This is a genomic window from bacterium, assembly GCA_037131655.1.
GTDB lineage: Bacteria > Armatimonadota > Fimbriimonadia > Fimbriimonadales > JBAXQP01 > JBAXQP01.
In genome coordinates, this window is sequence record JBAXQP010000030.1 from 1 (window position 1) to 14,772 (window position 14,772).

Genomic DNA, 14,772 nt, shown 5'->3' on the forward strand with positions numbered 1-14,772 from the left:
GCCAAGGTTTTGAGGGGGAACCTAACGATCAGTTTTCAAGAATCGGGGGTGCTTCAAGCCGAAAAATCAGCCTCCGTGTCCCCTGGATATGAAGGTAGGATTATCTCGATTATCGAGGATGGAACTAAAATAAAAAAGGGAGATACGGTTCTTGTTCTCGACCGAACAGATGTGGAAAAGCAGCTGCAAGATCAGAAGCTTCAAGTTGACAAAACTGAGCTTGAGTTAAGGAATGCTCAGTCTGAGCATGAAATTCTTGTAAGCAAGGATAAGACCGAATATGAACAGGCTTATCGGAAGCAGCAAGCGAATGAATCCGACCTGAAACTTGCAGGGCAAAAAGTTGATAAGCGCAAAGAACTTCTCGCTGAACAGTTAATTGTTAAATCAGAGCTCGAAGTTGCCGAGTTGGAGCAACGTCGTATGGAGCTGGAAGTAGCCAACGGCCAACAGGGCCTCGATCAAAAGATCAAAGAGAATAAAATCAAAGAAGACCAAAGCGCGTTGACTGTTAAAAGCCTTAAAAGAGCGGCCGATAATGCAAAGCAAACTTATAATGAGACTATGACTAAATCAAAAAACATGGTCGTTACAGCCCCGATAGATGGTTTAGCTGTAATATTGCGTGATAGTTGGAGTGGTGGTGAACTAAGACAATTTGCTGCTGGTGATAATGTCTACAGCACCCAAAAAGTTTGTCAGATACCAGACCTTTCCTCAATGCAAGTTAAAGTGAAGGTTGGTGAATCCGATACACCAAAGATTCGGATTGGTATGCCGGTTCATGTTCGCCTCGAATCATTCCCTAAGAAGCTATTTAAAGGCAAAGTATCCGGAATATCGATTTTGGCATCAGAGGGTCGCCCTTGGGAAGGGGCCACTCCTGGGAAGAAAACCTTTGATGTTACCGTCTCATTATCTGAAGTGGATACGAATATAATGAAGCCTGGCATAACTGCAGATGTCGAGTTTATGATTGACCAAGTGTATAACGCGGTTTACGTCCCTATCGAAGCTGTAGTGGAGAATATGGGGCAGACGTTTATCTATGTCAAGGAAAGTTATGGCTTCCGCAAAGTCCCTGTGAAGATAGGGCTTCAAAACGACAATTTTGTTATCATCACGAAAGGGCTAAGCCCTGGCCAAAAGGTTGCTTTGCGAGAACCCTCTCGTCCCACCGAAGAAGAAGCAATAGACGCCCAAGAGAAAGGTTCAAAGACCGCTCCCATTCCAACATCACCGACGAATTAAGATGAGTATTTTTGATTCATTACGTACCGGATTAATGGAGTTGCTCAGCCATAAAATGCGCTCGTCACTGACGATGATGGGTGTCATTTTTGGCGTCGCGGCTGTTATCGCGATGGTATCGATTGGCGAAGGCGCCAAGCAGGAAACGCTGGAGCAAATTAGAGAGATGGGGACTGATACTATTGTTGTGAAGCGTATCTCAATCGCGGGTGAATTATTAGAAAAGGCTCAGAAGCGGTCGCCCAATGGGCTTCGATATTCAGATGCCGAGAGTATCCGCGCAATCTGCTCAGATGCGCTTGAAATCGTTCCTGTGCGCCAAGTCTCCGCAGACGTTAAACTAAGGACTCGACCGATGCCTGTGAAAGTGGTGGGGGTGGGAGAAGGATATGACCGTGTTTTGCGCCTCAGACTCCAAAACGGTCGTTTTCTCTCACAAGAGGATGTCACACTCAAAAGAGCTGTCTGCGTACTTGGTTCGAGGGCAAAACGAGACTTAGCAGGTTTTACAGACCCGATTGGCCAAATTATCCATATCGACAAGAAACCATTTCGTGTTGTCGGTTATCTGGAGACGATGCTTTACGGAGAATCGCCTGCTTTTGCCGCTCTGAGGGATACCAACTCTGATGTCTATATCCCGATAACCGTCTCGATTTCAGACTATCAGATTTATGCCGAGCAAGCGATACCGTTAACACAATCTGCTCTGAGTGAGCTTTGGCGCAAACTAAACGTTCACGCCAGCGCCGAAAATAGCCCAATCTCTGAAATTGTGGTTCGTGCCCCAAATGAAGAGGCGACGGCTCCCCTTTCGGATGTTATTCATTCAATAATCGAGCGGCATCATCGTGGGATTAATGATTTTGCCATTATTATCCCAGCCGAGCTTATTAGGAAGAGTCAGCAGACTCAGCAGATATTCAATATCGTTATGTTGGCGATCGCTAGTATCTCGCTTCTAGTCGGCGGAATTGGAATTATGAATATCATGCTGGCGACCGTCAGTCAGAGAACACGTGAAATTGCAATAAGACGTTGTGTTGGCGCCACTCGAAGTGATGTTGTAAGGCAATTCTTGCTGGAGGCGTTGGTCATCACCTGTATCGGCGGTCTCATCGGCGTAGGGCTTGGAGTGGGGGGCGCGCGCGGGATAGCGTTGTACGCGGGTTGGGTTACAGTCGTTTCGGCTCAAGCAATAATCATTTCCTTTAGTGTATCCGCACTGGTGGGGATTGTATTCGGCTTATACCCAGCTGTTCGAGCCGCAATGGTTGATCCGAGTGAAGCGTTAAGGCAAGCATAAAAATGGCAATTATCGAGGCAATTGATTTAGAGAAAACTTACAAGTTGGGTTCTGTTGAGGTACCCGCATTGAGGGGCGTGAGCTTTAGCATCGAACCCGGCGAGTTTGTGGCGATTATGGGGCCATCCGGGTCGGGCAAATCGACTTTATTGAATATTCTTGGTTGCCTTGACCGGCCAACCGGTGGGCGATTCATGCTGTTGGGTAAGAATGCCGGTCGTTTAGGCGATACCTCTCGCTCTCACTTACGAAATCACACCATAGGTTTTGTTTTTCAGAGCTTTAATCTGCTTCCAAAGATGACTGCTCTGCGAAATGTGATGCTTCCGCTTACCTATTCAGCCCATAAGAAAAATGCGCGCTCGGCTCGTGAGTTGCTTGCTCAAGTGGGGCTTGAAAAACGCATGCATCATAGTCCTCTTGAGCTTTCCGGGGGTGAACAACAGCGTGTCGCCATAGCCCGCGCGTTAGTAAACGATCCCCCAATCGTAATTGGCGATGAACCTACCGGCAACCTGGATACTTCAACCGGCAAGGAAATCATGAGCGTATTCCAACAACTCAATAAGGCCGGCAAGACAATCATCATCGTAACACACGAACCGGAAATCGCTGAATATGCCCACCGCACCTTAAAATTTCGAGACGGCCTTATTGAATCGGACACAAAACTCACTACCCCTTCCGAAATGAGATAAACTGTCGCATATAAACAATACTCCTCATCCCCTTTGTGCTCGGAGTCTGAAAGTCGGTATTATTTATGTAATAATTAAAGGCTCTATATAGAGGTACTTGTGAATCATCATAGAAGTTTAAAAGCTATTTATCCTGGAAGTTTTGATCCGCCTACTATGGGTCATATGGATATTATTGAACGTGTAAGCCGGCTTATCGATGAACTGGTGGTCGTAGTGGGTAGGAATCCCCAAAAAGGCGAGCCGTTGTTCAGCGTGGATGAGCGGATTGAAATGCTGACTGAATCTTGTAGTCATCTGAATAATGTTAGAGTACAATCTTTTGGTGGTCTTCTTATTGACTATGCAATAAAAGAGGGCGCTAGTGTCATAATTCGTGGACTGCGAGCCGTCTCGGATTTTGAGGGTGAATTCCAGATGGCTCAGATGAATCGCCGTCTTTCGGATAATATCGAAACCTTATTCGTTATGACTAACTGGGAGCATTCCTATCTGTCTTCAAGTGCTGTTCGCGAAGTTGCCGATCTTGGAGGACCCTATGCCGGTCTCGTCCCAGTGCCGGTTGAGCGACGATTGAAGGCACAATATGAAAAGAAAAAGGGAAGAGGGTGAAGCCGAATGGAACTCTTGCAGATGCTGAAGGAACTTGAGGATGAGCTGACAGCCGCCAAGAAGGTAGGCAAAGTGCTATGGGGTCTTGATCTCGATGAATGCTTCATGCTTCTTAACAAGATTCGTGCAAGTCTTCCCGAATCAGTTCGCCGAGCCGACCGTGTAACACGCGAATCGGACCGTATCGTGAATGATGCCCGCGGCGAAGCTCAGACAACCGTGGAAAAAGCGCGAGAAGAAGTCAATACTCTTAAAGAGCAAGTACGTGTTCAGGCGGAACAAGCTCTTGAACAGGCGCGTGTTCAACAATTGCATATGGTCGAAGATAGCGAAATCTGTCGGCTGGCCAAAGCCCAAGCGCAGGAAATTATTCAAGGCGCTGAAGAATCTGCTCGAAAAATCCGTCAGGGCGCTGACGATTATTCGTATGATGTCTTGTCAAACATCGAAGCGATGGTCGCCAAAGTAATGACGACTATCCAAAACGGCAAGACAAAGATCGAACGCCATCGCGAACCGGTCGGCTAAAGCGCTTTCGCCGCCAGGCTATAGCCGCAGGCGCAAGAATGTAAAAAAGAGGTGTTAGCATGAAACGCGCCCGAACGCTTGATTTAAACGATATTATCCAGCATCCTGGTAGACCGGTTAGTTTTGATATCCAATCTGAGCTGCCTGACTTCAAAGATATTGAGTTGATGGACCCAATTGACGGGACTTTGATCGCCAATAACACCGGTTCAGTTCTATTGGTGAATGGTGATTTTACTGCCCGTTTTTGGGTTGAGTGCAGCCGATGCGCTCTGCGTTTTGCCGAGACTGTCCCATTTAGTTTAGAAGAACAATTTGAGCTTTCAGGTATTCCCGGTGGAGTTCAGGCGCACTCTTCGGCTCAAGTGATTCAAGGTGAAGAGCCTTATCCGCTTTTTAAAGAAAATAATTTGTTGATTGATGAACTTATTCATCAGCACCTTGTCATCAATTTGCCCATCCAAACATTATGTAAAGAGGACTGCCAGGGGTTGTGTCCAAACTGCGGTGTGAACCTGAATGAAGGTCCACATGAATGCGTTATTGAAGCTGGCCATCCGGCCTTTAACGAACTTGCAGACAAATGGCGCAGGAAAAAGACATAATAAAGGGCTAACGTTTAGAACCGCAATGTGCATGTCGTCTCAAAAATGGGTCGAGCAAACTGGTAATTGTTGCCATGGAAGTCAGGACAATGCGGTAGAATAAGAAACTTTAGGAGATTTAAAGCATATGCCAAACCCAAAACGTCGTCATTCACACGCGCGAGGCGCTTTACGCCGAACGCACTATAAGGTGGTTTTAGCAGAAGTTAGTACCTGCCCGAGCTGCCACCAACCACGCCAGCCGCATAATGCATGTCCAAGTTGCGGTTTTTACGATAACCGACGTGTAGCGGTCAAAGCTGGTGAGCGCAAAGAGGGCGCATAACTAATACATGCGCATTGCTGTTGATGCAATGGGGGGTGATCATGCCCCCGAAACTGTTGTAAAAGGCGCTCTTGAGGCTGCTCTTAAAACACCGGCCGAGATAATCTTGGTCGGTGATATTGAGCAGATTAAGCTCTACCTTCCAAAACAAGTGCCTGCCAACATAAAACTTCAACACGCCTCTCAGGTCGTGGCGATGGACGATTCGCCTGTCCGAACCGTGATTAAGAAGTCTGATTCGTCTCTTGTGGTAGCAGCACAGATGGTAAAAGATGGCAACGCTGATGCGCTGATCACCGCCGGTAACACAGGCGCTGCTGTTGCTATTTGTAAGCTTTCATGGGAGATGCTCCCAGGTGTAGAACGCCCTGCAATCGCGACCATTTTGCCCAAACTTGCCGGTCATGTTGTGATGCTCGATTCCGGCGCAACTACTGATTGCGAACCGGAGTGGCTGCTTCAATTCGGCGTGATGGGAAAAGCATTCAGTGAGCGTGTGCTAGGCGTAAAAGATGCGAAAGTTGCTTTACTAAGCATCGGCGAGGAGCGCGGCAAAGGCAATTTGCTTGTCAAAAAAGCTTACGATCTACTTTCCGCTAAGCTTCCAGGGTTTATTGGAAACATCGAAGGTAAATCGTTCTTTACCGACGGGGCAGATGTTGTGGTTTGTGACGGTTTTGTCGGAAACGCGCTGCTCAAATTCGGTGAAGGGATGATCGAATTCTTCGTCAAACTCCTGAAAGAAGTCTTTCCCTCGAGTAAGCTTCTTCTAATCCCTTTATTTCCGCTTATTTTCTTCTACAAAAATATCCAGCGTTTGAAAAAGCGTTTGGATTATGAAGAATACGGTGGAGCGCCTTTATTGGGTGTGAACGGTGTTTGCATCATCGCTCATGGACGCTCAGGGCCGAAAGCTATTCGAAGCGCGATATTAGAGGGAGCGAAAGCTGTAGAGGGAGGCCTGATAGAAGCGATGGCAGCCTCTTGCAAAGCCGCTTCCCTGGAAGAACCTTCGCATGTCTAGAAAAGCCTTGATTCGTGCCACAGGCATTGGGCTGCCGGAACGCTGCCTCAGTAACTTCGACATTCAAAAACTCGTTGATACCACAGACGATTGGATTTTTACACGTACGGGTATTCGTTATCGACGGATTGCTGAGGATGGCATAGCGACTTCCGATTTGGCGATAAAAGCGGCTTCGCAGTGTCTTCAAAAGGCAGGCATGGATGCTGCCGATCTCGACCTAATCATCGTTGCTACCATCACCCCCGATATGCTTTGCCCGGCAACTGCTTGTCAAGTTCAAGATGGCCTAGGAGCTAAGAAAGCTGCCGCTTTTGATTTATGCGCCGCATGTACCGGTTTCGTCTATGCCTTGGCAAGCGCATCTGCGTTTATCGAGACTGGAATGTATCGCAACGCGTTGGTCATTGGCGCGGAGACGTTGTCGCGATTTGTTGATTGGACTGACCGGCGAACCTGTGTGCTTTTTGGCGATGGGGCAGGGGCAGTGTTGGTTGAAGCTTCAGATGGGGAGCGAGGGGTGCTGCGCTCAATCCTTCACGCCGATGGGTCTGCGAGTTCTCTTTTATGTGTTCCTGCAGGCGGAAGCCGCATGCCCCTTAGTGAGCAATCTCTAACACAAAAGCTCCATTACCTTCGGATGGATGGCCGCGAGGTCTATAAGTTGGGAGTGCATATTTTTGTCGATGCAGTCAATGAAGCGCTTGAAAAGGCTGGGCTTAAACTTGATGATATCGACCTTTTCGTTTCTCATCAGGCCAATTTGCGCATTATTGAAGCGGCTGCCAAGCGGCTTGGAATAAGCATGGAGCGAATGATGGTCAATATCGACCGTTATGGGAATACCTCCAGCGCCTCGATACCCATCGCTTTGGAAGAGGCTGAAAGCATCGGTAAACTCAAGCCCAACGACCTCGTTTTGACCATCGGATTTGGCGCTGGATTTTCCTGGGGAACAAACTTGATTCGCTGGTGATTTCAAGTTCAAAGGTCTTCGCCAAATGTTGACATTCGTATACCACATCGGGTATATTATTTGAGTAAATCTTCTTCAAATATCTATCCTTCCGGTAAAGAAAAACGATGGCAACAAAAGGCAAAAATACCCAGTCAGTAATCACATGTTCCAGTTGTGGCGCAGAACTTCAAGCAGGTCAACCTCTATGTCCTCAGTGTGGTGTCGATAGTAGTATTGCTATCCCTGTTGACTTAAATCCGGCTACGGCCGATGGCAAGTTCATTGAACATGCCGACGAAGCTTACAATGCGGAACATATCACCGTTCTAAAAGGCTTGGAAGCAGTTCGTCTGCGTCCTGCCATGTATATCGGCGATACGGGCAACCGCGGTCTTCATCACCTATTCATCGAAGTGTTAGACAACGCGATTGATGAAGTGCTTGCCGGGTATTGCGATCGTATCGAATGTATCCTACATGCCGACAAAAGCCTTAGTGTTAAAGATAATGGACGCGGCATCCCTGTTGATATGCACCCCACAACAGGCTTGTCTAGCTTGGAAACGGTTATGACGATGCTGCACGCCGGTGGCAAGTTCGGCGGTGGCGGTTATCGTGTTTCCGGTGGGTTACACGGTGTTGGCGTTTCTTGCGTGAAAGCGCTCTCAAGTTGGTTGGTAGCCGAAATTCATCGTGATGGGCAAATATGGAAGCAGAGATATGAACGCGGCACGCCAGTAACTGCTGTTGAAAAGGCAGGGAACTCAGATGATCGCGGCACAACCCAGCGATGGTATGCCGACGAAGAAATTTTTGGTGAGTACTCCTATCACCCCGAAATGTTAATCAGCCGAATTCGCGAACTGGCCTACCTGAACCCATCGGTGACGATCACTTTTGAAAATGAGCTTAACGGCGAGGAAGTTCAAGAATTTCACTACCAAAATGGTATTGCCGAGTTAGTAGAAAACCTTAATGAAAACAAAGAAGCCTTCCACAAAGTAGTTTTCTTCCGCAGAGGGCGCGAAGATACTGAAGTGGAAGTTGCTTTGCAATATAACACAGGCTATCAGGAAACCCTGATTTCGTTTGCCAATAATATTCACACCTCGGAAGGTGGAACTCACCTGTCTGGGTTCAAAACAGCGCTAACGCGTGTTATTAACAGCTACGCGCGAAAAGCGGCTTTGCTGAAAGACAAAGACCTCAACTTCACCGGTGACGATGTGCGTGAGGGACTCGTTGTTGTTATCTCCGTCAAGTTGCTCCAGCCGCAATTCGAGGGTCAAACGAAGACTAAGTTGGGCAATATTGAGCTTGAAGGTCTGGTTAACTCCATCGTTGGCGAAGGTTTCACACAGTATTTGGAAGAAACACCTGGTGTTGGCAAGAAGATTATTGAAAAATCTCTTACCGCACAACGCGCACGTGAAGCAGCACGACGAGCTGCCGAATTGGTTAAGCGCCAGAGCGCGCTAGATATCGGTGGGCTTCCAGGCAAACTTTCCGACTGCACTGAGCGCGATCCAAGCCGGTGCGAGTTGTTCCTAGTTGAAGGCGACTCCGCAGGCGGTTCGGCCAAAATGGGTAGAGACAGACGCTACCAAGCCGTTTTGCCTCTGCGAGGAAAGATTTTGAACGTAGGCAAGGCTCGTTTGGATAGGGTGCTGGAAAATAACGAGGTTCGATCCTTAATCACCGCCTTAGGAACGGGTATTGCTCTGCGGTCTTCCGATGATGATGCTGAAACTGAGAGTGCTAACGGTAACGGCGCCGTAGCTTTCGGTAGCAAAAATAGTGGTAACGGCAAAGAAATCGACGCCAAATTCGATCTCTCAAAGTTGCGCTATCATCGAATTATCATCATGACGGATGCTGACGTTGACGGTGAGCATATTCGAACGCTGTTGCTGACCTTCTTTTATCTCTATATGCGCCCGCTTATAGAAGCCGGTCACATCTATATTGCCAAACCGCCCTTATATAGGATCAAGACCGGTAAGAATGAGCAGTTCTATGCTCAGACTGCCGAAGAGCGCGATGAATTAATGAAGAAAGCTAAGAAAAAGAACCCGATAGTCACAAGATTTAAAGGTTTAGGTGAAATGGACGCCGAGGACCTTGGCGACACGACCATGAATGCTGATAACCGCACTATCCTAAATGTAACGATGGAAGACTCGATTGAAGCTGAAAGAATGTTTTCCGTCCTAATGAGCGAAAAGGTCGAACCAAGGCGTGATTTCATAATCCGCCACGCCAAAGAAGCCACCGACGTCGACTGGTACGCGTAAACCATAAGCTCATAAAGATAGCCAGTATGAAGTTCCGGCGCGGATTACCGTGTCGGAACTAATAATTTGTGTCATTGCAAGGATGTTTGTGCCGAAGCAACCTCCTCCACTACCTCTGTCTTCTTCTTCGAAATACGCAATACGTAATACGCACTACGAATTAAAAAATGGTATGCTTTGCTTCATCTTGAATTAAAATGGAAATAAAAATGAGCGGGCAAGGGATTAAGGGTACGGTTAAGATAATTACGTTGGGGTGCGCTAAGAACGAAGTTGATAGCGAAGAGATCGCGGGGGTCTTGCGCCAAGAAGGGTTCGTTCTTGATGGGACGGCGTCTCGTCCCGATGTGATAGTTATAAATACCTGTGGGTTTCTTGAGGCGGCTAAACGTGAGGCGTTGGCGGTCATCAAAGATGCCATTCAGGATAAAAAGCGTGGCAAAACTAAGAAAGTGATCGTGGCGGGGTGTTTGCCACAGCGGTTGGGCGAAGCGCTTGTGAAGGATTTGCCGGAAGTCGATGCCTTTATCGGCGTCGGCCAGATGTCCCGATTTGGCGAAATTGTCGGCAATACCCTTGGTTTAACTCAACGCCTGATTGATATTCAAGCCCCTCATCACCGATGGGCAGATGTAGGAACGCGGGCTAGAGCAGGCGCGCCATGGTCGGCATATTTAAAGATTTCTGAGGGGTGCGACCATGAATGTACTTTTTGCACCATCCCTTCTTTCCGCGGGCCTCATATCAGCAAACCGATGGAACGAATTCTTGAGGAAGCGCGTTTACTAGCTTCCGAAGGAACTCAGGAAATTAATTTAATCGCCCAAGACAGCAGTCAGTATGGCCATGATTATTATCAACGCTTGATGCTGCCCGATCTTTTGCGTGATTTAAGCAGAATCGAGGGTTTGCATTGGATCCGCCCTCTCTATTGCTACCCTACTCGTGTGAGCGATGCCCTTATCGATACCCTCGCTTCATTGCCGAATACATGTCATTATTTTGATATCCCGCTTCAACATGCCGATAAGGAAGTTCTGCGGGCGATGAAACGGCCAGGTGATGCGCAGACCTATTTGAAGCTATTAGAAAGAATGCGCTTGGCCATGCCCGATGTGGCGATTCGAACGACTTTTATCGTAGGGTTCCCAGGAGAGACTGAGGAGCAGTTTAACCGCCTTCTTGAGTTCATCAAAGATGCCAATTTCGACCGTGCGGGCGCATTCCTCTATTCCGCCGAGTCAGGCACTCCTTCGGCAGAGATGCCTAACCAAGTTCCTCAGCGTCTTAAGCGAGAGCGTTACAGCCAGGTGATGCAGCTTCAACAGAAGATTTCATTAGCCAAGAATAAAGAGTGGGAAGGCCGCGTGATGGAAGTCTTAATTGAAGCCAGAAGCGCGAAAAGCCCCAATTACTCCATCGGCCGCAGCTATCGCGATGCCCCGGAAATCGACGGCCAAGTCTTCATAAAAGATTGCGCCGCCCCTCTAGGCACATTCATCAAAGCCAAAATCACCCAAGCCGCCGAATATGACCTCTTTGCAGAGATGGCGTAGTATTGCGTAGTGCGTATTACGTATTCCGGAATTGGGGGAAAGGGGATAAAGCCCCCTTACGTCTTAAAAAGACGTCATTTTGAGCTTGTCGAAATTCTTCCGGAAGACCCTTAGACTACTCTCAGAGCGACGTGATTTTCCGGAAATACGTAATACGCACTACGCACTACGTTCCCTTTCCACTATCATTGCAGTATAATTAACTATGCGCAGCCTCTATTTTGGGTGCGTTTGAGAAGTAATTTGGGAGGTTTAATATATTATGGCGATATCACTAACCGAGCGAGCTGCACAGGAAGTCAAGTCTTTGTTGACTCAACAAAGCTGTTCAGATGCCTCTTTGCGCATTTGGGTGGAAGGCAGCGGATGCTCAGGTTTACAATATGGAATGGCATTGGACGATCAACCGGCCGAAGAAGGAGAACTGTTCTTTGAATCGTTCGGCGTCAAAGTCGTTATCGACCCCTTAAGCATGCAATACATGGACGGCGCAGAGGTCGACTTCATCGATGATCCTGCCGGCGGCGGCTTCAAAATCGAAAACCCCAACCAAGTTGGCTGCGGTTGCGGCAGCAAGGATGGCGAAGAAGGCGAAAGCGGCTGCGGAGGCTGCAAGGGCAGCTAAAGCATTTTGAAAAAGGCGTAGGGGACATACCCCCTACGCCTTTTTTGTTTGTTAGCATTATGGGTAGATTTCAAGGATGGATCATTTTCAACCTGCCTATCATTACGTCCATCTGGTGCGCCAACTTGTACCCGACTGTATGTTGACGGACGTTGCGATCATTATAATGATCGGTGATGAAAGCACCTTGCGTGCGCTCTGCTCGCTCGATACTTTGTATCCGGCTTCCGGCCTTGATCCACTCACGTTTTATAAGCGGCTGGTGGCCAATCCCTACAAAGCCAAAGACGAGAGCGCCGATGAGAAGAGCAAAGAAGCGATGTATACCAGCCTGATTAATAATGTAGGCGCTCTCATCACCATACTTGGCGGTTAACCTAAAAGTAAGTGAGAGCGGGCGATGTAGGAGTGGCTTGGTTAGCTTGAAGCTTTAGCTTATTTAGATAGGAAAATTATTGGTAGTCGGGGTACAATTTGAAAAATATACGATTTTCACGGAGGTGGGACGTTTTGCTTATAGTTGGCGAAAGAATTAATACTAGTCGTAAGGTAAAAGGCGAACCGGTTATCGAAAATGCCGTTAAGAACCGTGACGCTGATTTTATAAAGGATATCGCGATAAAGCAGTTTAAGGCAGGTTCGACTTATATCGATATAAATGCCGGAACGCTTACTTCGGGTGAGCCTGAAGCTTTGGAATGGCTTACAAAGGTTGTAATGGAAGCGGTCGACGCTCCGATTTCTTTTGATACGCCTAATCCCGATGCGCTGGAACTCGCGTTGAATGCCTATGATCCAAGCAAAGGCCAGCCGCTAATCAATTCGATTACGGCAGAGAAAGAGCGCTATGAGAAAATACTCCCATTCGTTTTGAAGCACAAGGCAAAGGTTATTGCCCTTGCCATGGACGATGGCGGTATTAAGCCGGAACCCGCAAAGCGTTTGGCTGTTGCGAGAAAGCTTGTGCAAGACCTTACTGCTGCAGGAGTGCCGATTGAGGACATTTATGTCGATCCGCTTACTTTCCCGATTGGCACTGGCAGCGATGTTGCTGTAACCATGCTTGATATCATCGAGAAACTGCACACTGAGTTTCCTGGAGTGCATATCATTGCAGGTCTAAGCAATATTTCCCACGGTATGCCGGTTCGCAAGCTATTGAATCAGGCAATGACAATTCTATGCATGGGCAAGGGGCTTGACGCTGGTATAGTCGATCCCAACGATCGCTATCTAATGGCTCTTATTGCGGCAACCGAATCCCTGCTGGGGTTAGATGATTTCAGTATGCAATATATAACGCTCGCACGTGAGGGAGCATTCGAAGATCTTTAGGTAACAGGAAAAAAGCATTTGTTAATCGGAGGGAGCGTGAAGCTCCCTCCGAACCTGTTTACCTCAAAATAAGAAGTAGAGGCCTATGAGTATGGTATCTGGTAGTAATCTCGAACGCCTGTTAAGGGATGGTCAGTTTGTGGTTTGTAGCGAAATGGGACCCCCGCAAGGCGCTGACAAAGCTATTATTCTGAAGAAGAGTGGCTATTTCAAAGGTATTGCTGACGCGGTTAACCTCACGGATAATCAAACGGCGATTGTCAGGATGAGTTCTGCGATGTCCAGCGTGTTTGCGCTGGAAGGTGGGATCGAGCCGATCATGCAAATGACCTGCCGTGACCGCAACCGCTTGGCGCAGCAGTCCGAAATCCTCGGAGCATGCGCTGCGGGCGTCAAGAATATCCTTTGTCTTTCTGGCGACTATATGAACTTCGGCAACCACCCCGATGCGAAGGGCGTTTTCGATCTCGATTCCCTTCAGCTCATTAACATGTGCGCAGGGATGAACGAAGGTAAGTTCCTATGCGGCGATGAGATGAAGGTTCCTCCCAAGATATTTATCGGAGGCGCAGCGAACCCATTTGCTGAGCCGTTCGGTCTTCGTATCATCCGTCTCGGAAAGAAAATCAGGGCGGGTGCGCACTTCATTCAAACACAACCAGTTTTCGATTTTCCCAAGTTCGAGCGATGGATGCAGGCCGTGCGGGATGAAGGCTTCGATCGCGAAGTATTCATACTTGCGGGTGTGATGCCGGTCAAGTCGGTGAAGGCATTAGAATATATGAATAACGATGTGCCTGGCATGAGTATCGCTCCTGAGTACATCCAGCGGATGAAATCCGCTCAAGATGGAAAAGAAGAGGGTATCGCGATTTGCGTTGAAACGATCAAGCGGCTTAAGGATATCCCGGGCGTCAGCGGCGTGCACATCATGCCGGTTATGTGGGAATCGATCACCGCAAGGATCGTGGAGGAGGCTGGCCTCTTACCCAGACCCGAGCCAAGTCCTTTGGTGGAAAATACGCAGGAAGTTGTCGCTGAACCATCGTAATACAATCCCCTGTGGCTACGTAAGTGGAGTAACAATAAATGAGCAAAATAAGTGAAGGTATAGGTAACTTCGTACTTAAACATCCTACTTTACATAAGTGTGTGTTAATTGCCGAAAACTGCGTGAAAAAACCGGTGTTTCGGTGTCAAGATTGCGGTCAATGCGTTCTGAGCTATAACGGCTACACCTGTCCGATGCGCTGCCCAAAGCAGATACGAAATGGGCCTTGCGGCGGTACTCGCGATAATGGTCATTGTGAAGTTTATCCCGAGCGACATTGCATTTGGTGGCTGATTTATAAGCGGTCCGAAAAATTCGGAATGGTCGGAAAGCTCTTGAAATACCACATACCCGTCGACCGCAGGCTGGAACATACGAGCGCGTGGATGAACGTATTCGCGGGTAAGATTTTGCCGATGTCTTTGAGCAAGAAGTTGAAGAAGAAAGAGATTGAGGAGCTTACCAAGAAGTAAGTGGTACGAAGATTCGACGGTTTTTAGGTGGTCTCAAAACTAATAGGTATGGTTGTTTTGCGAATAAATTCGCGGCTGTTGAGAGCAAAGTCCGCCTACGCGGACTATTCGAATTAGTCCACGCAGGTGGA

The 14,772-nt window shown here is 47.9% G+C and carries 16 protein-coding genes; all 16 read left to right on the forward strand.

What is annotated here, in order from left to right:
• Nucleotides 1-1,251: efflux RND transporter periplasmic adaptor subunit (locus WCO51_02585; protein MEI6512144.1), on the forward strand; the 1,251-nt coding region annotated here is incomplete at its 5' end.
• A 1-nt stretch (nucleotide 1,252) separates the two neighbouring features.
• A complete protein-coding gene (locus WCO51_02590; protein MEI6512145.1) occupies nucleotides 1,253-2,557 on the forward strand; it encodes an ABC transporter permease in 1,305 nt (434 codons plus the stop codon).
• Nucleotides 2,558-2,559: 2 nt separating this feature from the next.
• The gene (locus tag WCO51_02595) at nucleotides 2,560-3,255 is read left to right on the forward strand and encodes an ABC transporter ATP-binding protein (protein MEI6512146.1); all 696 of its coding nucleotides are present in this window, start codon (nucleotides 2,560-2,562) and stop codon (nucleotides 3,253-3,255) included.
• 99 nt (nucleotides 3,256-3,354) lie between these two features.
• Nucleotides 3,355-3,867 (forward strand): pantetheine-phosphate adenylyltransferase, encoded by a 513-nt coding sequence (coaD, locus tag WCO51_02600; GenBank protein MEI6512147.1) that lies wholly within the window; start codon nucleotides 3,355-3,357, stop codon nucleotides 3,865-3,867.
• A 6-nt stretch (nucleotides 3,868-3,873) separates the two neighbouring features.
• Entirely contained in the window at nucleotides 3,874-4,395 is a 522-nt protein-coding gene (locus tag WCO51_02605; GenBank protein MEI6512148.1) for a hypothetical protein, read from the forward strand.
• A 59-nt stretch (nucleotides 4,396-4,454) separates the two neighbouring features.
• Nucleotides 4,455-5,000: a DUF177 domain-containing protein gene (locus tag WCO51_02610; GenBank protein ID MEI6512149.1), complete on the forward strand. Its 546-nt coding sequence runs from the start codon at nucleotides 4,455-4,457 to the stop codon at nucleotides 4,998-5,000.
• 127 nt (nucleotides 5,001-5,127) lie between these two features.
• On the forward strand, nucleotides 5,128-5,325 hold the full coding sequence (rpmF, locus tag WCO51_02615; protein MEI6512150.1) for a 50S ribosomal protein L32: 198 nt from the start codon (nucleotides 5,128-5,130) through the stop codon (nucleotides 5,323-5,325).
• A 7-nt stretch (nucleotides 5,326-5,332) separates the two neighbouring features.
• On the forward strand, nucleotides 5,333-6,349 hold the full coding sequence (gene plsX, locus WCO51_02620) for a phosphate acyltransferase PlsX (GenBank protein ID MEI6512151.1): 1,017 nt from the start codon (nucleotides 5,333-5,335) through the stop codon (nucleotides 6,347-6,349).
• Nucleotides 6,342-7,325: a beta-ketoacyl-ACP synthase III gene (locus WCO51_02625; protein MEI6512152.1), complete on the forward strand. Its 984-nt coding sequence runs from the start codon at nucleotides 6,342-6,344 to the stop codon at nucleotides 7,323-7,325. The genes plsX and WCO51_02625 overlap by 8 nt, the downstream gene beginning before the upstream one ends.
• A 107-nt stretch (nucleotides 7,326-7,432) precedes the next feature.
• On the forward strand, nucleotides 7,433-9,601 hold the full coding sequence (locus WCO51_02630; GenBank protein ID MEI6512153.1) for a DNA gyrase subunit B: 2,169 nt from the start codon (nucleotides 7,433-7,435) through the stop codon (nucleotides 9,599-9,601).
• Between the two features lie 209 nt (nucleotides 9,602-9,810).
• Nucleotides 9,811-11,157: a 30S ribosomal protein S12 methylthiotransferase RimO gene (rimO, locus tag WCO51_02635; GenBank protein ID MEI6512154.1), complete on the forward strand. Its 1,347-nt coding sequence runs from the start codon at nucleotides 9,811-9,813 to the stop codon at nucleotides 11,155-11,157.
• Between the two features lie 262 nt (nucleotides 11,158-11,419).
• Nucleotides 11,420-11,782 carry an iron-sulfur cluster assembly accessory protein gene (locus WCO51_02640; protein MEI6512155.1) on the forward strand — a complete coding sequence of 121 codons (363 nt, stop codon included), beginning with the start codon at nucleotides 11,420-11,422 and terminating at the stop codon, nucleotides 11,780-11,782.
• 76 nt (nucleotides 11,783-11,858) lie between these two features.
• Nucleotides 11,859-12,158, forward strand: a complete 300-nt coding sequence (locus WCO51_02645; GenBank protein MEI6512156.1) for a hypothetical protein — start codon at nucleotides 11,859-11,861, stop codon at nucleotides 12,156-12,158.
• Nucleotides 12,159-12,292: 134 nt separating this feature from the next.
• A complete protein-coding gene (locus WCO51_02650; protein ID MEI6512157.1) occupies nucleotides 12,293-13,117 on the forward strand; it encodes a dihydropteroate synthase in 825 nt (274 codons plus the stop codon).
• 85 nt (nucleotides 13,118-13,202) lie between these two features.
• Nucleotides 13,203-14,168, forward strand: coding sequence for a methylenetetrahydrofolate reductase (locus WCO51_02655; GenBank protein MEI6512158.1), 966 nt, complete (start codon nucleotides 13,203-13,205; stop codon nucleotides 14,166-14,168).
• 38 nt (nucleotides 14,169-14,206) lie between these two features.
• Nucleotides 14,207-14,641 (forward strand): methylenetetrahydrofolate reductase C-terminal domain-containing protein, encoded by a 435-nt coding sequence (locus tag WCO51_02660; protein MEI6512159.1) that lies wholly within the window; start codon nucleotides 14,207-14,209, stop codon nucleotides 14,639-14,641.
• Nucleotides 14,642-14,772 lie beyond the last annotated feature (131 nt).